The 20,790-nt window shown below is 67.9% G+C and carries 22 protein-coding genes and 1 pseudogene; 9 read left to right on the top strand and 14 right to left on the bottom strand.

All coding sequences use genetic code 11. From position 1 onward, the window contains the following. Window positions 1–11 precede the first annotated feature (11 nt). Genes C458_RS07310 through C458_RS07300 form a run of 3 tightly spaced genes read right to left on the bottom strand, consistent with a single transcriptional unit; the run spans window position 12 to window position 2,621 of the window. Complete coding sequence (locus C458_RS07310; RefSeq protein ID WP_008574469.1) at window positions 12–1,436, bottom strand: hypothetical protein; 1,425 nt, start codon at window positions 1,434–1,436, stop codon at window positions 12–14. Then, complete coding sequence (locus C458_RS07305; protein WP_008574467.1) at window positions 1,433–2,140, bottom strand: hypothetical protein; 708 nt, start codon at window positions 2,138–2,140, stop codon at window positions 1,433–1,435. Before C458_RS07305 ends, C458_RS07310 begins: the two co-directional genes overlap by 4 nt. 1 nt (window position 2,141) lies before the next feature. Beyond that, window positions 2,142–2,621, bottom strand: a complete 480-nt coding sequence (locus C458_RS07300; RefSeq protein ID WP_008574466.1) for a hypothetical protein — start codon at window positions 2,619–2,621, stop codon at window positions 2,142–2,144. A gap of 156 nt (window positions 2,622–2,777) precedes the next feature. On the opposite strand from C458_RS07300, the gene C458_RS07295 reads away from it, so the two are divergent. Together C458_RS07295 and C458_RS07290 are read left to right on the top strand one after the other, a co-directional pair. Then, entirely contained in the window at window positions 2,778–3,707 is a 930-nt protein-coding gene (locus C458_RS07295; protein WP_008574464.1) for a peptidylprolyl isomerase, read from the top strand. Between the two features lie 73 nt (window positions 3,708–3,780). Next, window positions 3,781–4,047, top strand: coding sequence for a hypothetical protein (locus tag C458_RS07290; protein ID WP_008574462.1), 267 nt, complete (start codon window positions 3,781–3,783; stop codon window positions 4,045–4,047). 56 nt (window positions 4,048–4,103) lie between these two features. Here C458_RS07290 and C458_RS07285 read toward each other — a convergent pair whose 3' ends face one another. The 4 genes from C458_RS07285 to C458_RS07270 form a co-directional block, all read right to left on the bottom strand. Continuing rightward, complete coding sequence (locus C458_RS07285) at window positions 4,104–4,727, bottom strand: hypothetical protein (RefSeq protein ID WP_008574460.1); 624 nt, start codon at window positions 4,725–4,727, stop codon at window positions 4,104–4,106. A gap of 26 nt (window positions 4,728–4,753) precedes the next feature. Next, complete coding sequence (locus tag C458_RS07280; RefSeq protein WP_008574458.1) at window positions 4,754–5,371, bottom strand: cell division inhibitor MinD-like protein; 618 nt, start codon at window positions 5,369–5,371, stop codon at window positions 4,754–4,756. 64 nt (window positions 5,372–5,435) lie between these two features. Further along, window positions 5,436–5,810, bottom strand: coding sequence for a YlbF family regulator (locus tag C458_RS07275; RefSeq protein ID WP_004041523.1), 375 nt, complete (start codon window positions 5,808–5,810; stop codon window positions 5,436–5,438). An 81-nt stretch (window positions 5,811–5,891) separates the two neighbouring features. After that, window positions 5,892–6,545: an alpha/beta hydrolase gene (locus tag C458_RS07270; protein ID WP_008574455.1), complete on the bottom strand. Its 654-nt coding sequence runs from the start codon at window positions 6,543–6,545 to the stop codon at window positions 5,892–5,894. A 165-nt stretch (window positions 6,546–6,710) separates the two neighbouring features. On the opposite strand from C458_RS07270, the gene dph2 reads away from it, so the two are divergent. The 3 genes and pseudogenes from dph2 to C458_RS07255 all read left to right on the top strand — a co-directional run bounded on the left by dph2 (window position 6,711) and on the right by C458_RS07255 (window position 10,044). Next, the gene (gene dph2 / locus C458_RS07265) at window positions 6,711–7,745 is read left to right on the top strand and encodes a diphthamide biosynthesis enzyme Dph2 (protein WP_008574453.1); all 1,035 of its coding nucleotides are present in this window, start codon (window positions 6,711–6,713) and stop codon (window positions 7,743–7,745) included. A gap of 164 nt (window positions 7,746–7,909) precedes the next feature. Continuing rightward, window positions 7,910–8,369: pseudogene (locus C458_RS07260) on the top strand (hypothetical protein). Window positions 8,370–8,448: 79 nt separating this feature from the next. Beyond that, complete coding sequence (locus C458_RS07255; protein ID WP_008574451.1) at window positions 8,449–10,044, top strand: hypothetical protein; 1,596 nt, start codon at window positions 8,449–8,451, stop codon at window positions 10,042–10,044. Between the two features lie 23 nt (window positions 10,045–10,067). On the opposite strand, the gene C458_RS07250 is transcribed toward C458_RS07255, so the two are convergent. Both C458_RS07250 and C458_RS18795 read right to left on the bottom strand, forming a co-directional pair. Continuing rightward, window positions 10,068–10,517: a TIGR00725 family protein gene (locus tag C458_RS07250; RefSeq protein WP_008574450.1), complete on the bottom strand. Its 450-nt coding sequence runs from the start codon at window positions 10,515–10,517 to the stop codon at window positions 10,068–10,070. Window positions 10,518–10,671: 154 nt separating this feature from the next. After that, on the bottom strand, window positions 10,672–10,794 hold the full coding sequence (locus tag C458_RS18795) for a hypothetical protein (protein WP_013035294.1): 123 nt from the start codon (window positions 10,792–10,794) through the stop codon (window positions 10,672–10,674). 211 nt (window positions 10,795–11,005) lie between these two features. Here C458_RS18795 and C458_RS07245 point away from each other — a divergent pair, with 211 nt between their 5' ends. The 3 genes from C458_RS07245 to C458_RS07235 all read left to right on the top strand — a co-directional run bounded on the left by C458_RS07245 (window position 11,006) and on the right by C458_RS07235 (window position 14,926). Beyond that, on the top strand, window positions 11,006–11,839 hold the full coding sequence (locus C458_RS07245; protein WP_008574449.1) for an MBL fold metallo-hydrolase: 834 nt from the start codon (window positions 11,006–11,008) through the stop codon (window positions 11,837–11,839). Window positions 11,840–11,992: 153 nt separating this feature from the next. Then, window positions 11,993–13,954, top strand: a complete 1,962-nt coding sequence (locus tag C458_RS07240; protein ID WP_008578187.1) for a hypothetical protein — start codon at window positions 11,993–11,995, stop codon at window positions 13,952–13,954. Between the two features lie 75 nt (window positions 13,955–14,029). Next, the gene (locus tag C458_RS07235; RefSeq protein ID WP_008574446.1) at window positions 14,030–14,926 is read left to right on the top strand and encodes a hypothetical protein; all 897 of its coding nucleotides are present in this window, start codon (window positions 14,030–14,032) and stop codon (window positions 14,924–14,926) included. Here the strand turns inward: C458_RS07235 and C458_RS07230 are convergent. Together C458_RS07230 and C458_RS07225 are read right to left on the bottom strand one after the other, a co-directional pair. Continuing rightward, entirely contained in the window at window positions 14,903–15,892 is a 990-nt protein-coding gene (locus tag C458_RS07230) for a hypothetical protein (RefSeq protein ID WP_008574443.1), read from the bottom strand. The genes C458_RS07235 and C458_RS07230 overlap by 24 nt on opposite strands. Window positions 15,893–15,934: 42 nt before the next feature. Beyond that, window positions 15,935–16,549, bottom strand: a complete 615-nt coding sequence (locus C458_RS07225; protein WP_008574441.1) for a transcriptional regulator — start codon at window positions 16,547–16,549, stop codon at window positions 15,935–15,937. 188 nt (window positions 16,550–16,737) lie between these two features. Between C458_RS07225 and C458_RS07220 the strand changes: the two genes are divergently transcribed. After that, entirely contained in the window at window positions 16,738–17,121 is a 384-nt protein-coding gene (locus C458_RS07220) for a RidA family protein (protein WP_008574440.1), read from the top strand. Between the two features lie 71 nt (window positions 17,122–17,192). On the opposite strand, the gene C458_RS07215 is transcribed toward C458_RS07220, so the two are convergent. From C458_RS07215 to C458_RS07205, 3 genes are all read right to left on the bottom strand, one after another. After that, on the bottom strand, window positions 17,193–18,242 hold the full coding sequence (locus tag C458_RS07215; protein WP_008574438.1) for a tyrosine-type recombinase/integrase: 1,050 nt from the start codon (window positions 18,240–18,242) through the stop codon (window positions 17,193–17,195). After that, a complete protein-coding gene (locus C458_RS07210; RefSeq protein ID WP_008574435.1) occupies window positions 18,232–18,678 on the bottom strand; it encodes a DUF5805 domain-containing protein in 447 nt (148 codons plus the stop codon). Before C458_RS07210 ends, C458_RS07215 begins: the two co-directional genes overlap by 11 nt. Before the next feature lie 1,394 nt (window positions 18,679–20,072). Next, window positions 20,073–20,777, bottom strand: coding sequence for an SOS response-associated peptidase (locus tag C458_RS07205; protein ID WP_008574434.1), 705 nt, complete (start codon window positions 20,775–20,777; stop codon window positions 20,073–20,075). Window positions 20,778–20,790: the final 13 nt, after the last annotated feature.

Here is a 20,790-nt window from a genome sequence, read left to right as displayed (position 1 = left end):
CGCTCTGCGACTCATCCGGCGACACCTCCGACCGTCGGTTGGGCGACGACCCACAGGCTCGCCATCGTGTAGCAGACCGTGACGGCGACGAAGGGGTACTCGCTTCGGAGCGGTTGCAGACGACCCGGAAAGAGGTCGAACGCGCGGGCGTGGGCCACCCACACCGAAAGCAGGTGACCGAGGACGACGAACGCCAACTGGAGGCCGCCGAACCACGCCGGAACGACCAGCACCGAGGGGTTCGCGGGCGGCGCCAGCGGCGAGGCCGCGACCGCGACCAGCGCGGGCGCGAGTCCGACGACGTAGCCGAGGAAGTGCGCGAGGTGGTAGCCGGCGGCGATGGGGACCAACGCGGGCGCGAACCACCCGGCGACGAAGCCGACGGTCACGTACGTCTCGGCGGTCCCGCGGGCGACCCGCGCGGCCAGTCGGTAGCCGCCGAGGAAGACGAGAAAGCCGGCGACGATTCCGACGAGGTTCGCGAGCCACGCGGGAACCGGAGCCGCGGCGTCGAGGACGCGGCCCCACGCGACGGTGACCGCGAGGCCGTCGAACGTCGTCACCCAGAGGAGCGCGACGACGAAGGCCACGTCGTCGGCTCCCAGCCGCTCGCGGGCGCGCGCCAATCCCGCGCCGGGAACCGAAACCGAGAGGCCGCCACTCCCCCGCTGGACCGGCGCGAGCAGGCCGTACAGCCGGAACACCCGCGCGACCGGGTCGGCGCGGCGGAACCACGCGTCGCCGTAGACGACCGCGCCGCCGACGGTGCCGAGGCTGTACGCGACGACCACGACGGCGAGCGCCCGCGGGTTCGCCGCGAGCGGACTGACGACCTCCAGCCAGACGAGTCCGAGCAGCCCGGCGACGCTGGGCCACGACCCGAGTCGGTCGGGGTAGGGGCGCGACAGCCTCTCTCCCGCCGCGAATCGACCCCGAAGCGCCGCGCCGAGCGTCCGCCACGGATTCACCAGCGGCCACGCGTTCCCGACGAGGTAGGCGACCATCGTGAACCCGGCCCACCAGCCGACCCACACGAGCAGGACGCCGAGGTTGGCGATGCCGACCGGCGGTCCGAACAGCCCGAAGGCGACGACGAGGACGAGCGCGGCGACGCCGAGGAGCTTGAGCGCGGCTTCCGCGGTTGCGACGGCTCCGGCGAGCCCTCCGATTCGGACGCCCGCGCGCTCGAAGGCGTCCAGCGTCTCGTCGTCGGTGACGAACGCCGACAGCAGAAACGAGACGCAGACGACGCCGCCGCCGGAGACGACGACGAGCCAGAACGGGGCCGGAACCGAGCGGAGCGACCCGGCCAGCGAGCCGGCGTGCGCGAGCGCTGAAGTCGAAAAAGTGACCGAAGCGACCGCCAGCGCAGCGGTCCAGACGGCTCCGCGTCGAGCCGCGGCGCGGACCTTTCCTCCCTCGGCGCGTCGGCTCATCGCCGCGCCCGCGCCGCCAGCGACGGTCCGAGCGCGAGCAGGGCGACGGCGGCGACGAACACCAGCGTCGAGATGTCGACCGAGAGCGCCCGGAGCGCGCTCACGACGCCGGTGCCCCCGGCCGCGCCCGCGGTGAGGCCGCCGACGAGCGGGACGGTACAGCCGACACAGGAGACGAGTCCGAGCGCTCCCGAGAGCGCGCGCCTCGCCGCGTCGAGGGCGGCGGCGTAGACGAGGTACGCGAGCGCGAGGTAGCCGGCGACGCGGTACGGGACGAACGTCGCGGAGACGACTTCGCCGGCGTAGCCCACTCGCGGTCCCCAGCCCGGCGCGGCGAGCGAGAACTGCCAGCCGGTCGGATAGTGCGCCGTGGCGTGCCCGTGGCTCCCGCCGAGCAGCGCGACGAAGTCCACGGACACCAACCCGGCCAGCGCCGCGAGGACGAGGAAGTACGCGGCGGCGACCGCGCCGGCGACGACTCGCGCCCGGCCGCTCGACCGCGGTGGCTCGGTCCAGAGGACGGCCGCCGCGCCGACAGTTATCCAGACGAACGGATAGAACAGGTACCGGAGGCTCCCGACGCGCTCCGGCGCGGCGGAGAGGTACGCCCCGGCGGCGAGCGCCTCGACCCAGCAGAGCGCCGCGAGCCACCACAGCCGCGGCGCGTGCCGGGGGTCGAGTCGCCCCGCGTACGAGGTCGCCATCTCAGAGGAGACCCACCAACCTGAGCGCGACGCCGACGACGAACAGCAGGCCGAGCACCCACGACCCGAGAAGCGCCGCCTGCGACCGCTCCAGCCCGCGCCCCCGCGCGGCGTGGTACGTCCCGTAGAACAGGTACGTGACCACGACGGTGAGCGTCCCGGCGACGAGCACCGGCCCCGCGGCGTCCGATACGCTCTCGGGGATGGTGCTGCCGCCGACGAACAGCACCGCAACCGCGCCGAAGCCGAGCGCCGCGAGGAGAAAGACGAGCGACAGCACCGTCGGGTCGTCGGCCCAGCGGTCTGCCGCGGTCACTGCCGTGCTCTCGTCCGTGCCCGCGTTCCCCGACGACCCGCCGCCGGTCGGCGTCGGAACGTTCGTGACGGAGTACTGTCGCCAACCGCGACCGGTCAGGAACACGGTGAGCGCCAGCAGTGCGACGCCGAGGACGAACCCGAGGAACAAGCCAGTTTGTGCCATGTGAACACGCCTCGTTTTTCTATAACTATCGACAATGATATAAGCGATTCGCCCCCACAGCGGCCCTCGGGGTCGAGTTCCCGGTCGTCGGCCGCCTCGAACGCGTCGCGACGGCGAAACGTGATTCTTAAGGGTCGCACGAGTCACGTAGCGTGTATGAGCGACGAACAGCAGGCGGAGGCCGAGCAGGTCGATGAAGAGGTCGAGTCCGGTATTCAGGACGGCGACTTCGTCCGCCTCGCGTACACGGTGCGAACGATCGAGGACGGCGATGTCGTCGACACGACGGACAAAGAAGTGGCCGAAGAGGCCGAGATCGACGTCGAGGGCTACGAGTTCGAGCCCCGCGTCGTCATCGTCGGTGCCGGCCACGTCTTCCCCGAGGTCGACGAGGCCCTCATCGGTGCCGAGGCGGGCGACGAGGACACCGTCGAGATTCCGGCGGTCGACGCCTTCGGCGAGTACGACGAGGACGAAGTGCGCACGGTCAGCGCCAACAAAATCGACGAGGACGACCGCTACCCCGGCGCGCAGGTCACCATCGACGGCGATCAGGGCCGTCTGGAGACCATCATCGGCGGTCGCGCCCGCGTCAACTTCAACCACCCCCTCGCCGGCGAGGACCTCGAATACGAGTACGAAGTGCTCGAACTCGTCGACGACCGCGAGGAGCAGGCCTCCGGCCTCCTCGGCATGTACCTCCAGCAGGCCCCCGAAGTCTGGATTCAGACGGACGAGGTCGAAGAGGAGCAGGTCGTCGAGTCCGACGACGAGGACGAAGACGCCGAGCCCGAGACGGAGACCGTCACCGTCGAGAAGGACACGCTCTACATCGAGGCGACGCCGCAGATGACGATGAACCAGCAGTGGATGTTCTCCAAGCAGCAGATCGCGCAGGACATCATGCAGCGGCTGGACATCGACCGCGTCATCGTCCAGGAGACCATCGAGGGCGGCATGGGCGGCATGGGCGGCCTCGGCGGCATGATGGGCGGCGCGGGCGGCGCCGACATCGAAGAGGCAATCGAGGACGTCGACATCGACGCCGACGAGCTCGCCGCGGAACTCGACGCCGACGAAGAGTAAGCGAGTCCGCCGCCCCCGCCGTCCCGGCGAATCGGCGGCTTCTTGATACTCGCCTTCCGACCGCCTCGTAGCCATGGCTTCGCCAGACGACGCCGCGACGGACCAGTTCCGCGACCTCACAGACGTGACAGTCGCGCTCGTCGCCGGGGTCTGCACCGTCGCACTGACGCTCTCGCTCGAATACGGCGCCGGTATCGAGGTGCCGTTCGTCTACCGCCTCTCGCCGCTCGCACCGTACTTCGCCTACGTCTTCTCCCGCGGCGCGGCGCTGTCCGCCCGAACGTGGATGGCGCTCATTGCGGTCGTCACGCTCGGCACGTTCGGCTTCTTCGTGTTCTAACCGCCCGCCGTCCGGCCTCCGACTTGACCCGACCCGACTCGCCGTCGATGCGACGCTCAGGCGATGTCGCGGCTGGTGTCGACGGTGACGCGCTCCGCGAGCCGGAGCTTGATGGTCTCGTCGAGCGCGCGGCCGCCGCGGAACTTCGGGACCGCGAGCCGATTGACGATTTCCGAGCCGTCTATCTTCGTGTCGAGGTCGAACACCACGTCGGCCATGTGTTCGGTCAGGTCGCGGTTGTCCGGGACCGATTCGCCTTTCAGCCCGTGGAGGACGGTCAGGCCGCGCGTGTTGACCATGTGGGTCTGGAGGTCGTTGAGGAACTTCCGGTAGCGGGCGCTCTCGTTGCGTTCGAGCACGTCCGCCACGTCGATGATGAGATTCGCGCCCTCCGGCAGGTCACGGACCAGACTGTTCGCCGTGTCGAGCGGCGCGTCGCCGCCCACGTCGCGGACCGTGGGGGTTCCGGTCGGTCCGGGGTTTCGGTCGAGCGCGTCGGAGACGGCCTCGGCGGAGCGAATCGTCGTCAGCCACAGCGTCCCTCGCGTAGTCGTCAGTTCGTGTAAAAACAGCTCTGACTGGCTGGCCGGGTCGGCGGCGAGGAGGACGATGCTCCCCGCGGGGATGCCCCCGCCCAGTTGGCGGTCGAGCACGTCGATTCCCGTCGCCAGTCGAGACATAACCGTGTGTAAGAGGGTCGCTCATATTACTTCTTCCCCGGTATCTTGTCGGCTATCCGACGGTACGCGGCCCGAACTGTCGGCCGAGTGAGTACTGGCGATGACTCCTCCGGAACGGTCCCGAGCACCGGCGCGCCCACGAGGTCGGACACCGCCTCGGGAGCCACTCGTGACCGAGAGATGACACATCCGACGACCGGGGTGCCGAGCGCCCGCGCCATCGCGGCCGTCTTCGCCGCGTCGCGGAGCGCCGGCGCGCACAGCGGCGACACGACGACCACGCCGTCGGCGACGCGGAGCGGGACGGCGGCGTCGGGGCCGGCTCCCGCGGGACAGTCGACGACCGAGCGCCGCTCGTCGCCCGCGGCGGTTCGGAGCCACCGCTCGAAGGCGTCGTCGTCGGCCCCGGCGGGTGCCGGCAGCACGGAGACGGTCGAGTCGGTCGGATGCGACCGAACCGACGGCTCCCGTACGGGTGCGCCAGAGGCGGCGTCCACCGGTCGTCCGACGCCGGCCATCGTGTGGAGGTTCGGCATGTCCCTGTCGGCGTCGACGGCGAGCACCGGGCCGTCGAGCGCGCTCGCCAGTCCGAGGGTCGTCGTGGTCTTCCCGCTGCCGCCCTTGCCGCCCGCGATTGCCAACATAGCCGAGGCTGGTCCCGGCTTGGTACTTGAACCTGCGGCGAAAACGAGTCGCGTCGAGCCGAGCTTAGTCGTTACAGCAACCGCCGGCCTCGCCGCCGAAGTCGACCGCGAGCGGCTCCGAGATGGCCTCGTTAATCTTCTCTAACTCGCCGACGAGTTCGGCCTGCGCGAGCAGGTACTCCTCCATCACGGGCTCGGAGTGGAGCTCCTCCTGTGCCGCTTGGACCTTCCGGAGCCCCTCTTGGGTCGCTTCGCCCATCTGCCGGGACACGTTGAACTCCTCGCGAAGCTGATTGAACTCCGTGATGAGTTCCTGCACGTCGTCGTCGGCTTCGACGGCGGCTTTCGCCTCCTCGTAGGCTTCGTACTTCGGATGGTCGGCGATGGCTTCGCCGAGTTCGCGCCCGAGTTCTTCGAGCCGCGTCGTCTGCGTGCTCATAGCCGCGCGTTGGGGTGCGAGCGGTTTCAACCTGCCGAACGGGGAAGGCGACGGCGCGAGCGTTTCGAGCGTCAGGCGCGCTCAGACGTGGGCGTCGACGAACGCGGCCACGTCCTGCAGTTCGTCCGGGCCGACGCCGTGGGGCGCGTTGTAGACGTTCGCCGTCACGTCAGCGCCGAGTTCGCGGAGGCGCTCGGCGGCGCGTTCGACCCGCGAGGTCGGGATGATCTGGTCCATCGACCCGCCGCCGACGAACACCGGTTTGCCCGCGATACCGTCGGGGTCGAGGTCGGCGTGGGAGTCCGCGAGGTAGCCGTGGAGCGCGACGACCCACGCGTAGTCGTCGGGGTCGTCGAGGAGGAGCGACAGGCTGGTAATCGCGCCCTGACTGAAGCCGAGGAGGCCGATTCGGTCGGGGTCGATGTCGTACGCTTCGACCGCGCCGGCGATGGCCTCGCGGACGAGATTCCGCGAGCGTTCGAACTGCTCGGCGTGGGGCTGGCTCTCGTGGAGACCGCCCCCCGAGAGGTCGAGTTCGTACCAGGTGTAGCCGCCTTGCAGACGGTCGGGCGCGCGGAGGCTCACGACGTGGACGTGGTCGGGGAACTCCTGTGCGATAGACAGGAGGTCCTGTTCGTTCGAGCTGCGGCCGTGGAGCAAGACGACGGCGGGAGCCGGCCCGTCGCCCGGTTCCGACGGTTCGACGTGGACGTGTTCGAGGGGGATGTCCGACATGGACACCGGTAGGCCGCCGCGAGCCTTGAATCCCCGAGTGACGGGCGGGTAACCGGGTGACACCGTCGCGGGCGCCGCACCGCCGGTCGACTCGCGTGTGGGTGTGTGACGCTCGCTCGTGGGGAAGCGCGGTGGTTAAACGGCTCCGTCCGCAACGATGGGGCAATGAGCCAGGACGCCACCTCGGAGGGAGACCTTCGAAACACCGGGATGTCGCTCAAGCACGACCGGGAGTGGGACTACGAACTCGAACAGATCGTCGAAGCCATCGAGGAGCGCGACGCAAAGCGCGTCGGCCTCCAGTTCCCCGAGGGGCTGAAGCGCCGCGGCCCGGCGGTCGCCGACGACCTCCGACAGCTCTGCGACGACGACGTGACGTTCATGCTCTCCGGCCAGCCGTGTTACGGCGCGTGCGACCTCGACACGTACCTCATGCGCCGGACCGACGTATTCGTCCACTTCGGCCACTCGCCGATGAAGGAGTCGGACAAAATCATCTACGTCCCGCTGTTCTCCAACGTCGACCCCTTCCCCATCATGGAGGACGCGCTCGACGACATCGAGGGCGACGAGGTCGGCCTCGTCACCACCGCCCAGCACATGAACCGCTTCGAGGACATGTGCGACTGGCTCGAAGAGCGCGGCTACACCGTCCAGACCCGCAAGGGCGACGACCGCCTCACCTACGAGGGACAGGTCCTCGGCTGTAACTACGCCTCGGCGGACATCCCGGCCGACGACGTGCTCTACGTCGGCGGCGGCAAGTTCCACCCGCTCGGCCTCGCGATGGAACACCCCGACAAGAACGTCGTCATCGCCGACCCCGTCAACAACGTCGTCACCATCGCCGACACGCGGAAGTTCATGAAACAGCGCTACGCCTCGGTCCACAAGGCGATGGACGCCGAGAAGTGGGGCGTCATCTTCTGTACGAAAATCGGTCAGGGCCGCATGGAAATCGCCGAGAAGATTCTGGAGGACAACGACAACGCCTACCTCATCACGATGGACGAGGTGACGCCCGACAGGCTCCGGAACTTCGACATGGACGCGTTCGTCAACACCGGCTGTCCGCGCATCACGACCGACGACGGTCCGCGGTTCCACAAGCCGATGCTGACGCCCCAAGAGTACCGCATCGCCGTCGGCGACGAACCCCTCGACGCCCTCGAATTCGACACGTTCCACGGCACCTGGTAAGCCGAGTAGCCGAGTCGCTCCACGACACCCCGTGAACGCCCCGCGCGACCCCGCCGCGTGTCGCGTCCTGTCTCGATGCTCTCGTCGCGCCTCGTTTCGGATATGTTCGATTTCTAGATTGTCGCCCCAGAATACCTATACGAATCGCCCGCCCACGGACACGTATGGTCCCTCCACGAACACGAACAGCCCTCCTGAGCCTGCTCGGCGTCCTCGCGCTCGCGGGAACCGCGGCCGCGCAGAATTTCGAATCCGCACCGCAGCTTTCGCCGGTGTTCCGCGCCGGTGGGAGCTTCCTCATCGACCTCGTCGTCGGCGGCATCCTCGTCGCCGCGGCACCGGGGTACACCAGAGACGCCATCGCCGAGATTCGGAACGACCCCGGCGGGTCGTTCCTCTGGGGCCTCGGCGTCGGCATCGGCGGTCTCATCGTGCTCGTCCTCCTCGCAATCACCATCATCGGCCTCCTCGTGGCGATTCCGGGGTTCCTCGCGTTCATCCTCCTCAGCATCGTCGGCGGCGGTCCTGTCGCTCGTCCCCATCCTCGGTAGCGTCATCCTGTTCGTCGTCGACATGCTCGGCCTCGGCGTCGTCGGCCGCAACCTCATCCGCTCGTGGGTCTGACGCCGCGTCGGCGCGACTGACGGGCGGCTCTCAGGAGCACCACAACATTCAGGGCACAGGTAGCGAATTGGTCAGACAGATGCCGACGACCCACCTCTCCGTTCTCGGACTCGACGTGCAGCGGGTCGTCACCCCGCTCGAAGCCGCTGTCGCCGACGCCGACCGGGTTCGGCTGGTCCGCGACGAGGCCGACCCCGAGCAGGGTCGCGACCCGGACGACTGCGCCCCCGGTGCGCCGAGAGCGAGCGCCCACGCCGCGAAAGCCGTCACCGAACGGCTCGCGGGCCGGAACGCGGTCGACGAAGCACGACTCCCGTTTACCGCCTCTTTCGAGGAACTGTACGCCGCGACGACCGACCTGCTCCGCGGGGCCGCCGCGGACGGCGACGTACAGGTGAACCTCGCGGGCGCGCCCCCGCAGGTCGCCGCCGCGTTCTACGCCGCGCGAACCGCCCTCGTCGACGGCGGCGAACTCGACCGCGGAACCGTCTCGCTCCTGACCATCCCCGCGACCGACCGCCTCGACCTCGCCGCTATCGACGACCTCCGGTCGCTCGTCGGTGATGTCGAGGCCGCCTCCGACGCGTTCGACGAGTTCCGCCGCGTCTCCGACGGCCCCGCGGCCGCGGCCGTCGCCCGCCCGCTCCGTATCGCCCTGTCGGACCTGCGCGACGCGCTCGCCGACGCCAGCGGGGAGTCCCGTCCGAACTCCCGCGCCGGCCGCACCGCGGGCGCTCGCGGGGCGCGCTCCGGCAGCGACTCGCCGCTCGGCGCGATGAGTTCCTACGTCGGCCGCGCCCGCGAACAGCTCGCGGACCTCGTCGAGTCCGAGGCCCCCCGCCCGGACCCCGAAGACACTCGCGACCCGAACGCGGTCCTCGACGCGCTCGACGTGTGGCTCGACGGCGAGAGTCGCCTGCTCGCGTCGGTCGAAGACGACCCCCACGAACTGGTCGCCCGCTTCCGAACGAGCTGCGAGGCGCGCTTCGGGAAGTTCGAAGACCGGGCGACCGTCGAGCTGTTCGAGTCGCTCGACCGCTTCGAGGCGCACCTCGACGCCTATCTCGACGCTCGCTCGCAGCTTTCGGCGGCCGCCGGTCCGGTTGCCGAGCGGACGACCGAGCTCTCCGAGCGGGCCGCCGCGGCCGCGACGAGCCTCTCGGCCCTCGACGATTCCGGTCCCACAACGGGCGAGTCAGCCCTCGAACTCGACGGGCACGCGCTCTCGCCGCTGGGCGACCTCGAAGCGGCGGTGCTGTCCGTCCTCGCTGCGGGGCCGCCGCGCTCTCGCCCGCGGACGCGCCGCGGGGTCGCCGCCGAACTCCGCGAGCGCGCCGAACACCACGGCATCGTCGCCGGCGCGCGCGACGAGGAGACGTGGTCGGCGTTCGATTCGTTCTGCGTGGGCGTCGCTCGCGACAGCGTGGCGGGCGACCGATTCGAAAAGCGACTCTCGAACGCGCTCGCCCCGCGACTCGACGTGGCGGTCGAGGGACTCACCGCGAACGGGTTCGTCACGACGCGCGAGCGCGAACGCGGCCGCGACGCGCTCGAACCCACGGACGCGGGTCGGCTCTGGGCGTCGACGACCGACTGGGAGTCGTTCCGAGAGACCGTCATCGACGACCTGCTCCGCGACTGCGTCGAACGCGACGAGGGCGTCGCGGACGCGTAGCGCGGCGCGACCGCCCGGCCCGCTCAGACCGCGTCTTCGACGAACGCGACGGCCGCTTCCGGCGAGTCGCACGGCTCGAAGCCCTCTAGCGAGCCGACCTGTTGGGTTCTGATGCCGGCCGTCGGGCGGTCGAAGACGTTGGCGTAGCCGATTTCGGAGAGCGTCCCGCCGCCGCCGTCGACGGCGATGACGGCGTCGCCGTTCATCACGACGAGCGCGTTTCTCGCGTGACCGAGACCGGTGGCGACGGCGATATCGACGTAGGAGTTCGCATCCTCGCGGTCCTCGCCCGGCAGGACGCCGATAGTCGTGCCGCCGGCGTCTTTCGCGCCGCGACAGGCCGCCTTCATGACGCCGCCGAGGCCGCCGCAGACGACCGTGTGGCCGCGCTGGGCGAGCAGGCGACCCAGGTCTTCGGCGATGGCTTCGACCGGGTCGGGGACGACGCTCCCGCCGACGACGCTCACGCGCACGGCGCAGTCACTCCTCGGCGTGCTGCGGTGTCGCCTCGGCACTCGACGCGACCGAGACTGTCGTCTGTGTTCATGTAGTATCGGACCGCGCCGAAGATGATAAGTGCGGGGCCGCATCGTCCGACCGAAGCCGGACTGTCGCTGCTCGGTCGCGTCAGAACTCGTCCGGTCGCCGCGAGTCGTCGTCCAGCGGGGAAACCGCTTCCCACGCGCCGCACGCGCGCATCGTCCGAGCCATCGAAGAGAAGTTCGCCGTTTGTTTGTGGGTTCCTGACATGGTAGCTAATACCATGAGTTGGTGCATTAAATATCTTGTCAGAGTACCACCTTATACACCACATATGTCTCTATTTTCTATTGTAGTCTACAATTTCTTCCACAAATATGCGCGGGTTGTCTGCGTATTGCTAGTCGTTGTTGTCGGGTCGTCGGGACGCGTCGGACGAGAGAGCGCAACGCTTAGTCCCCCGGCGGGAGGACACGTCTCTATGACAGTCAGCGACTGGAGCGACTGGCTCCCGCGCGCGGTCGAGTCGGCCGACCCCGAGACGGTTGCCATCTGGTATCTGGGCTGCAACGGGTTCGTCATCAAGGGTAGCGAGGGGACGACGCTGTTCGTCGACCCGTACGTCGGCATCGGAGACCCGCCGCGGACGGTCCGTATGATTCCCGTCCCGTTCGACCCCGAGGACGTGACCGAGGCCGATGCGGTCCTCGCCACGCACGAGCACACGGACCACGTTCACGGCCCGAGTCAAGCGCCCATCCTCGAAAACACGGGCGCGACGTTCGTCGCCCCCGACGACTCGCTTTCGGTCGCCTACGACGACGAGGCGTGGTTCGACGACTACGACCTCTCCGAGGACCAGTTCGAGGAGGTCACGGAGGGCGACAGCGTCGATATCGGTGAGTTCACGGTCCACGTCGAACCCGCCTACGACCCCGACGCGTCCCACCCGGTCGCCTACGTCTTCGAACACGAGTCGGGGACGTTCATCCACGGCGGCGACACCAAGCCCGCCGAGGAGTTCGTCGACATCGGGGAGCGCTACGACCTCGACCTCGGCATCCTCGCGTTCGGGACCATCGGTAACATCCCCGACAAGGAGACGGGCGAGCCGGTCCGCACGACGTGGTACAACGACGAAAACCAGATTATCGAGGCCGCGGGCGACCTCGACCTCGACCGCCTCGTCCCGACCCACTGGGACATGTGGAAGGGCATGACCGCCGACCCGAAGGTGCTGCACCACCACGCCAAGAGCTTCGAGGCCCCGCGCTCGCTCGACCTCGTCGAAATCGGTGACCGCGTCGACCTCTGAGGTCGCGTTCGAACTGCCTTTTCGGGGCGGCCGTTCCGCGCCGGTCATCGCCGGCTGACAGCCGCCGCATCGAAACCCTCGAATCGGGAGACGACGGCGAGGCGACTTCGCGGCCCCGGTTGTTTTATAATGGATGTCGGGAAAGTGGCGGCCATGAGCCGCGAGTCCGAAGGGGTTACATCGGTTTCCGACGGCGAGGTCACGGTCGACAAGACCTTCGCAGCCGACGAGTTTCCCGTTCCCGCCATCAAGTTCGTCATCAGTTCGACGCGAGACGAGGCGACCCGCATCCGAGTCATCGACCGCATCCCGGAGTCGTTCCCGATGGAGAGCGTCGGGTTTCACCCCGACTTCGAGAGCGACAACTGGACGGCCTACAAGGACCACCGCGTCGAGTACGAGCGGACGCTCGACCCCGGCGAGGAGCTCGTAACGGTCTACGGCATCCGCATCACCGACGGCCACGACCAGACGGATTTCCTCGAAGAGCCGACGCTCGAACGCATCCCGGCCGACGGCGGTATCGACCCCGACGACATCGACGACATCCTCGGCGAAGACCGCAGTCAAATCGTTCGAGACGTGCTCGCGGGCAACCGTGACCCGCCCCGCGACGAGTCGGACGCCGACGACGCGGACCCAGAGGACGAGGGGGAAGTCGTCCTCGACGCAACCGCTGACGCCGGCTCGGAGGCCGAAACAGCCGACGACGCCGAGACGGACGCGACCGCCGCAGATACCGCAGACGCCGCCGGCGACGAGCCGAGTGACGGCGACCTCGCGGCCGCCTTCGCTGGCGGAGACGACGAGGAGACCGACTCCGAGGCGGCCGAGGCGCAGGCGGCCGACGACGAGTCCGCCGAATCGACCGGCCCGCGCGCGGTCGCCACCGACACCGCGCCGGCCGTGACCGCACACCTCGAACAGCCCGATGTCGATGTCGAGGCCGACGACGCCGATGCCGAGGCGGGCGCCGACTCGGACGCGGATTCGGCGGTCGCCTCCGTCACCGAGCAAGACGACGATGCGACCCCGGCCGAGCGCGCGCCCGCACCTGACGCGGACGGCCTCGTCGGGGCGCTCGCCGCCGAGATTCGGTCCGGCGCGGCCGACGAGGAGGACATCGAAGTCTTGCGCGAGGCGGTCGACGCCGAGACGCGACGGAGCACCGACGTTCGCATCCGCCGCCTCCAGTCGCAGATGGAGGACCTCGCGGCGTACTCCGACGCGCTCGCGGAGTTCATCGACGAGGAGGGGACCGGGAGCGACCTCGTCTCCGAGTTCCGCGCCGAGATGACCGCGTTCCGCGAGGACCTCGACGCCCTCGACTCGATGGTCGACGGCGCGGTCGAGTCGGTCGATGACGCGACCTCACGGCTCGACGCGGCCGAAGAGACCATCGCCGCGGTCGACGACCGCTCCGACCGCGTCGCTACCCGAGTCGCGGACGCCGAGAGCCGCCTCGACGACCACGACGGCCGGCTCGAAGACCTCGCGTCCGACCTCGACACCGCCGAAGAGACCCTCGACGACTACCACGGCTGGCTCGAATCCCACAACGAGCAGTTCGAGACCGTCGACGGCCGGCTCGAGGACCACGACGAGCGGCTCGAAACCGCCTCGCGGGACATCGACGCCGGCTCCGACCGCCTCGACAGCGTCGAGGAGACGCTCGCCAAGCGCGAGGAGGAACTCGTGACGGTCCGCGAACGCCTCGACGACATCGCCGGTCGGCTCGACGAGACCGTCGACCGACTCGAAGGGGCCGAATCCAGCGCCGCCGAGGCGACAGAGCAGGCTTCGACGCTCCACGACGAAGTCGGGGACATCCGCGAGGACATCGCCGACCTCGACGGGGATATCGTGGAGACGCGGGAGGCCCTCGACGACCGCCTCGCGGAGATTCAATCGCGGGTCGAAGACGCCGCGGCCGACGAGGAAATCGAGGCGCTGCGTGACGACATCCGCGAACTGGACGACACCGTCGCGGAACTCGAAACCTTCCGCGAGCGCCTCGCGGGAGCCTTCGGTACCGGCATGGGCGGCGGCCCGGCCGCCGGCGACGACGGCGACGGCGACAGCGACAGCGACACCGACACCGACGAGGCGGAGTAGCCCGACCGAGCGCGCTCCCGAGAGACGTTTTCCCGAAGCGCAACCTGTTTAGCGGGCCGTCCCGTCGTTCCGATGATGACAGAGACGGTGCGCGTCGCTGTTCCGCGAAAGGGTCGCCCCCTCGAAGCGGTGCTCGAACGGTTCGCCACGACCGAGAGCATCGCCGAGGTGGCGGACGAAATCACCTCGACGCTCCGATACGAGAAGTCGGTCACGAAGGGCCATACCCAGCCGGAACACGACGTGTACGAGCGACTCGCGGATTACAGCGACCTCTCGGACCCGGCCGCACCGGAGTATACGCTTCTGCGCGACGACCGAGACGGGATGCCGCGGCGCATCGTCTTCGACAGCGTCGTCCTCGAAATCGACGGGGTCGACATCCACCTCGTCGGGCGCGAGGAGCCGTTCCGCGCCCTCCGAACCCACGAGTTCGGCCTCGGCTTCGACAGCGCCGACCTCGTGCTCGAAGAGGTCGTCAAGCTTCGCCCCGAGGGCCTCGGGAGCATCGAGGACGTGAACGCCCGCATCGACCCGATGGACACCGACGTGCGGGTCGTTTCCGGCCTCGGAGACACGGTCTACCACACGCTCATGGCCGACCCCGAACTCCTCCCGCCGGGCTCCGAACTCGACCGCGACTTCGTCGCGGACTACGCGGGCGACCTGTGTATCTCGCCGCGCTACGAGCGCCTCGTTGAGGCGGTCCTCGGCACGCGGTGTCTCGACGACGTGACGTTCGCCTACCCGAACGGCGCGCCCGAAGAAGAAGCCGCCATCGCGGAGACCGGTATCGGCGTCTACCTCACGATGACCGGGTCGACCGCGCGCGAACACGGCCTCGTGCTCGGTGAACACCTGTTCCCGAGCGAGACGGTCCTGATGGAGAACGTCGCGGAGGCGACCCCGGCCGCGGAGACCGTCAAGCGGGCCATCGCGTCGCCCGAGTTAGAGACCGAACTGAGGGTCTGACTGCCGACCGACGCCCTCCGCCGACGACTCGTTTTTCCGCTCCGCGTCGCCGCAGAACAGCAGCGTCGAGAGCGTCCGCGCCTCGAAGCCGCCGTCGTCGGTGAGCGAGACGGTCGTGCTCGACGCGTTGCAGTCGAACTGCGACGTTTCGACGGTGACCGCTTCGGTCGTTTCTTCGCCGGATTCGTTCCGCCGAACGACGCGGAGCGTAACCTCGCGGACCTCGGTCAGCGACGCGCCGACCCGAGCACCGGGTTCGAGGCGGTACGCGCCGCCGAAGGCGACCGCGCCCGCGGGCGTCTCGTAGGCGAACTCGACGACGTCGGCCGCGTCGGTCGGGTTCGCGACGGCGAGACCGTGGGGCTTCGTGGCCCCGGTGGGGAGCGACCCGTCGCCGAGCCCGACCGTAACCGCGTCGTCGGCGCCGACGACGTGGGAACCGCAGGCCATTCGGGTCGACCCGCCGGAGACCGAGACACCGCCGTCGCCGGGCGAGAACGCGGTCCACGAGCGGTTACAGTCGAAGTCGTCGGGGCCGACCGCCTCGGTCGCGTCGGCGTCGGTGGCCACGTCGGTCACGGTCACCTCGTAGTCGGCGGGAACGCGGAGCGAGACGTTTACGGTCGCGTCGGCGTCGAGTTCGTAGGTCTCCGCGTGGCCCGCGCCGAGCGGGCGCGAAACGTCGATACGAGCGGTCCACGGCTCGCCGGTCGGGTTTTCGAGGCGGATGTGGTGGGGTTTTAGCGCCCCGTCGTCGCCCGCGGGGCCGTCGCCGACGACTGTCGTGAGGTGCTCGCCGGATGCGACCGAGACGGCGTCCACCGGTTCGGGCGTCGGTGTCGGGTCGGGAGTCGATTCGGTCGTCGAGTTTCCGTCGTCAGCGCCGTCGCCGGCACTCGCGGTACAGCCCGTCAGCACCGCCGCGAGGCCGGTTCCGGTCGCGGCGAGGAGGGTTCGTCGGTGCACACCTACTCCAACGTGTCGGGGTCACTTTCGCCTGTGTATGGCTCAAGCGCGCCTTTGAGTCCAGACGACGCCGAGGCTCACGAAGATGGCGAGGGCGACGCCGACGAGGAACACGAGCGCGCCGGGACCGGCGAGATACGAGGCGACGAACTCCGCGACGCCCGGGTCGGATGCGACCGGCGCGGGCGCGGCGTACCGGACCTGTGGCCGTCGTGCGGTCCACAGCGTCTGCACGGCGACGCTTCCGACTAGCGTGACACCGACGCCGGCGACGAGCGTCCGAAGCCCCGAGGAGAGCTTCGATTCGGTTCGCTCCGCGCCCGCGAAGAGAACGACGGCGGAGCGGGTCGGGCCGTAGACGGCCATCTCGCGGCCCTGCGCGGAGACCCACGTCGTCACGGGCTCTATCAACTCGGCGTCGACCAGTCGCTCGACGTGGTAGCCGACGGTCTGGAGCGTCGTGTCGAGCGCGTCGGCCAGTTCGGAGGCGGGGCGCGGGTCGTCGTAGACGGCGGCGAGGAGCCGCCTCGCGGTGGCAGACGACAGCGCCGACAGGACCTCGTCCGCGTCGTCGTCGTCGAGTTCGACGAGAAGCGGGCTCAGTCCTCGGTCTCGAACCGATGCTGCGGCGGGTTTCAACGGGAGCAACGAACTCACGGTCTCGGGCGTCGTTCTCGCCCCGCGGATAAAGAGGCCGGTATGAGTCAAGCGCCCGTTTGAGCCTCGCTCCGCCGGACACAACGAACGTCCGTGTGGATTAGTACATGCTAGCGACACGGCGATGGCCGCTCGCGGAGTAGTACGACTGTGAACCAGATTCGAACGAACCCCGCGGAGGAACAGCGATGAACGGCGATGCGGTCCGATACGAGAGCGACCACTACAAGGCGACCGCCGGCTTCGGAGCCCGGAAACGGGACCTGCAACTCGTCTTTTTCGACGCGCAGTACCCGCAATCGGACCTGACGGCGGCCGACCGCCCGTCGGTCGAGAGCCAGACGATGAACGCGCTCGAACGCGTGGAAACGGCTGTCGGCCGCTCGGGACTCGACTTGGACGACGTACTCCGAACGACGGTTTACACGACGGACCTCGACCGAACCGACGCCATCGAGTCGGCCTACGACGCCTACTTCGACGACCGGCGGCCGGCGATGACCGTCGTCGGCGTCTCCGAACTCCCGAACGACGCCGCCGTCCAAATCGAGGCGACGGGCGTCAAACGATAGGTCGCGCACACGCCGATTCAATATAGCGAGATACAGTTTACAAGTCGCACTCCGAACAGCGGCCACGCTTCTCAGCGGAGCGAGTAAATGTTGGATTCGTACGTTTCGCGCACTCTGTCGCCCCAGTTGTGGGTGTACGTGTCGATGATGTCGCCGGCAACGTCGCCGCGGAGGTACTTGACGATACCGCGGTCGCCGGTGCGGTCCCGGAGGTGGGTGGTGAAGAAGTGCCGGAAGTAGTGGGGCGTGACGTTCTCCTCGCGGTCGCCGCCCGCCCGGTACCAGCCGGCGTCGGCGGCGTGGGAGGTGACGATGTGGTGGACGGCGTCGGGTTCCAAGCGCCGGCCCCACCCCGAGGCGGTGCCGACGAAAAGCGGTTCGGCCGGTGACGGCGAATCCGGACGAATCGCCAGCCAGCGTAGGAGGACGGCCTCCAACTCGTCGTCGACGGGGACGACCGTCGACCGCTTTCGCTTGTTCGAGGCGGTTCGCTCCTCGCCGTTCGTGACGCTTCCGACGCTCGGGTCGGCGGCGACGTATATCGACGGCCCGCGACCGTCCAGGGCGGCGCGAGTCGGTATCTCGGAGGGCGGTGTCTCCGCCGACAGCGACACGTCTCGCAGGTCGAGGTTGCACAGTTCGCCGACGCGCATCCCGGTTTTGAGGAGCGTGACCACCAGCGCGTGGTCCAGCGGATGGGCGATGTCGCGGACGAACGCCCGCATCTGCGGGACCGACAGCTCCCGGCGGGCGGGATTGGTGTCGATGCGCTCGTCCATCTCCTCCATCACGAGGCTCATCGGGTTGGAGTCGAACGCGCCGACCTGCGCCATGTAGGCGTAAAACCGGTGGAGGTAGGAAGCGTACGTCGCCACCGTGCTCGGCGCGACATCGCGGTTTCGAAGGCTGTGTATCCACGCCATGCAGTCGCGGTGAGTCGCGTCGTCGACCGACCGGGCCGTCCCGGCGGGGTTCCGCGAGGGGTCGCCGAGGAACGACTCGAACGCTCGGAGGACGCGCTCGTAGGCGTCGCGGGTCCGGTCGGTCTTCCCGTGATAGGTCATATCCTGCAGGAAGTAGCTGACGGGGTCTTCCGCCTCGGCGGGGTTTTCAGCGGCCATCGCGCTCCGCCAGCGTGTAGCCGCCGTGTCGCCCGCTGTACACGACTCGGCCGTTCGATTGGAGCTCCTGCAGCGTCGATTCGAGACGGTCTTCGATGTCGTCGGTCAGCGCCGAAACGAGGTCGTCCCACGACCGATGCGAATCGGCCGCGAGCGCCTCGATGATTCGGGCCTCAAACTGGTCGTTATTTTCGCCCTCTCCGCCTTGATTTGAACCCTCGTTCTGGAGCCCCGTTTTCCCCCCGTCAACCCCCGGGGTTATGGCCGCTTCATCGCCTCTCGTTGGAACGTCGAAATCGCGTCGACCGGCCTGTACCATCGTTCTGACAAATTCGCTCTGGCTCATCCCGAGTCGGTCCGCGTGGTCCTTCCAGATGGCCTTCTGGTGGGCCGGGAGGTAGGTTTGCACCGTCGCACGGTCGGCCTCGTCGCTCATGGACGGGTCGACACGGGGGCCGATATTCAATCTACCGGCACAGTCCAGAATAAGAGAAGTTATCCTGAGTGGTGCATGCGGATTTTCGGCGGCGAATCCGAGTTATCCGGAATACTGCAATCGTATTTTCGGCAATTTACATGCAGTATTCAGGATATCAGAAATCCTCGGAGAACGCCGATTTCGGCCGTTTCGAGCGAATCTGAGACTCGGCCAATTCCTGTCGCTTTCGATAGGTCGGATGCTGCACAGCTGCGTCCCATATATGTGACCGAAACCGAATTTTGGATGGTGGCTCTCACCATGTTTACCCCCGGAGTAACACATGGAGGAACCACTTACACGAGCTTCGTTATTTCAGATTTAATCTCACTGAATCATTATATAATCGGACCGGAACGGTTTGACTCCCCTATTTTATTTCTCCTATCGGAGTGAGAATATTGTGAGTATAATTTCTAACTACTACTTCCTAAAATATACTCGCAGAACGACGTGCCATTCGTGTTCTCCCAAACGACTATATTCCACCGAGAACATAATCGTTATTTTATCTAATTAGTTCATCTGTCAAGCTCTGAATATATGTCGGTCGGACGGTGATTCATTTCGAACTGAGCTTGTCTGTGATTATGATGTCGTCGTTGCGCAGAATACCATCCGAGTGTTGTCCGATTCGAACACGCAACCACTCGGGTTAATGTCGTTCCAAACCCTCCTGAAGACGAACCCAACCGAGGTCTTTGCGAGTCTGACTCGTCTCTTTTGACGCCTTCACAGCCCTCGTCGTCGCGGTGAGCACAGTCCCCGAGGACAATCTACGTCTCACAAGGAATCGTCGCTTGAGCGCGCTGTGGCCGTCCTGACGGACTTGTGTGACTCCGGGCTCTCGGTGGCTCGCTTTCGTCGGCTTCGATGAATCACTTCCTCGGCGGCGACGACCCTTCCGGTGAACCCCCCTCAGTCGCGACTTGTTCGAGCGAATCGCCTCGAGTTCGAATGCGACGCCGCACTCCGCCTACACGACCGGCCTGCGGCCGGGACGATTCCGTGATGGTTACCGTGATGGGTTACTCTCGACTGCGATACGAACCGCCCGAACCGCGAGTGCGACGGCGGCTGTCGCTCGCGACGCTGCCGGCACAAGTACTCCCGGCCCCTGAAACTCCGATTTTCCGCGTCAGCATTGCTCAAGCGCCAACTCTTCGAAGATTTCGGTCGCTCTGGTGGGCCGTTCGGTTGTCCGATTCGAGACTCGTATATTGCATCTCGCTATACACAATCTCGGTTCTCGGGTTCGACCGATTTCGGGAAATTCGACGGGCCGTCGAACGCGGCCGGTTCGCGTCAATGTCGCTGAGAGGGCCGGACGCCGGCAATTCCGCCCCGACGCGCTACGCTTCGACTCGCTCTATCAGGCCGGGGCCGTCGTTGGCGGGGCTGTTCACTCGCGTCGAGACGGGGTACGCCGTGAGTTCGTCGTCGGGGTAGGTGTCGAGGAGCGCGGCCGCCTCGTCGGGGTCGCCGTGGAGCCACGTCTCCTCGTCTTCGGGGGCGAGGACGACCGCCATCCGGTGGTGGAGCTCCGAGACGAGGTCGTTCGGTTCGGTCGTGACGACGGTGAACGTCTCCAGCGGTTCCTGCTCGCGCGAGGGGCCGCCGCTCCCGAAGTCCCCGAGGCCCGTCTGTTTCGTCGGGGGCGTCCACCGCTCCCAGAGCCCGGCCATGGCGAACGGGCGGTCGTCCTCGAAGGCGACGCGATAGGGCTGTTTGTGTCCGCCGCGGTCGACCCACTCGTAGAAGCCGTCCGAGGGAACGAGACACCGGCGGGCCTCGTAGGCGTCGGCGAAACTCCGTTTTTCGCGGACGGTCTCCGCGCGGGCGTTGATTCGGTCGTTGCCGACGCTGGCGCTGTCGGCCCACGAGGGGACGAGCCCCCACTTCAGGAAGCGGAACTCCTCGGGCGCGTCGTTGGTCACGACCGGGAGTTCCTGACCGGGCGCGCAGTTGTACCGCGCCGAAAGCGGGCGTGTCGGCGTCGCGTCGAACCGCGTTTCGAGTTCCTCGGGTGGGGTAAACAGCGTGTAGCGGCCGCACATATCTCCGGCTTCG

This window comes from Haloferax sp. ATCC BAA-644 (genome assembly GCF_000336975.1).
GTDB classification, from domain to species: Archaea; Halobacteriota; Halobacteria; order Halobacteriales; family Haloferacaceae; genus Haloferax; species Haloferax volcanii.
Note: the sequence above shows the minus strand (reverse complement) of the source record. Positions and strands in the feature narration are given on the sequence as shown.

Coding starts and splice junctions, on each gene's coding strand:
- C458_RS07310 (WP_008574469.1), bottom strand. CDS start 1,436: ATGAGCCGACGCGCCGAGGGAGGAAAGGTCCGCGCCGCGGCTCGACGC.
- C458_RS07305 (WP_008574467.1), bottom strand. CDS start 2,140: ATGGCGACCTCGTACGCGGGGCGACTCGACCCCCGGCACGCGCCGCGG.
- C458_RS07300 (WP_008574466.1), bottom strand. CDS start 2,621: ATGGCACAAACTGGCTTGTTCCTCGGGTTCGTCCTCGGCGTCGCACTG.
- C458_RS07295 (WP_008574464.1), top strand. CDS start 2,778: ATGAGCGACGAACAGCAGGCGGAGGCCGAGCAGGTCGATGAAGAGGTC.
- C458_RS07290 (WP_008574462.1), top strand. CDS start 3,781: ATGGCTTCGCCAGACGACGCCGCGACGGACCAGTTCCGCGACCTCACA.
- C458_RS07285 (WP_008574460.1), bottom strand. CDS start 4,727: ATGTCTCGACTGGCGACGGGAATCGACGTGCTCGACCGCCAACTGGGC.
- C458_RS07280 (WP_008574458.1), bottom strand. CDS start 5,371: ATGTTGGCAATCGCGGGCGGCAAGGGCGGCAGCGGGAAGACCACGACG.
- C458_RS07275 (WP_004041523.1), bottom strand. CDS start 5,810: ATGAGCACGCAGACGACGCGGCTCGAAGAACTCGGGCGCGAACTCGGC.
- C458_RS07270 (WP_008574455.1), bottom strand. CDS start 6,545: ATGTCGGACATCCCCCTCGAACACGTCCACGTCGAACCGTCGGAACCG.
- dph2 (WP_008574453.1), top strand. CDS start 6,711: ATGAGCCAGGACGCCACCTCGGAGGGAGACCTTCGAAACACCGGGATG.
- C458_RS07255 (WP_008574451.1), top strand. CDS start 8,449: ATGCCGACGACCCACCTCTCCGTTCTCGGACTCGACGTGCAGCGGGTC.
- C458_RS18795 (WP_013035294.1), bottom strand. CDS start 10,794: ATGTCAGGAACCCACAAACAAACGGCGAACTTCTCTTCGATGGCTCGG.
- C458_RS07245 (WP_008574449.1), top strand. CDS start 11,006: ATGACAGTCAGCGACTGGAGCGACTGGCTCCCGCGCGCGGTCGAGTCG.
- C458_RS07240 (WP_008578187.1), top strand. CDS start 11,993: ATGAGCCGCGAGTCCGAAGGGGTTACATCGGTTTCCGACGGCGAGGTC.
- C458_RS07235 (WP_008574446.1), top strand. CDS start 14,030: ATGACAGAGACGGTGCGCGTCGCTGTTCCGCGAAAGGGTCGCCCCCTC.
- C458_RS07220 (WP_008574440.1), top strand. CDS start 16,738: ATGAACGGCGATGCGGTCCGATACGAGAGCGACCACTACAAGGCGACC.
- C458_RS07215 (WP_008574438.1), bottom strand. CDS start 18,242: ATGGCCGCTGAAAACCCCGCCGAGGCGGAAGACCCCGTCAGCTACTTC.
- C458_RS07210 (WP_008574435.1), bottom strand. CDS start 18,678: ATGAGCGACGAGGCCGACCGTGCGACGGTGCAAACCTACCTCCCGGCC.
- C458_RS07205 (WP_008574434.1), bottom strand. CDS start 20,777: ATGTGCGGCCGCTACACGCTGTTTACCCCACCCGAGGAACTCGAAACG.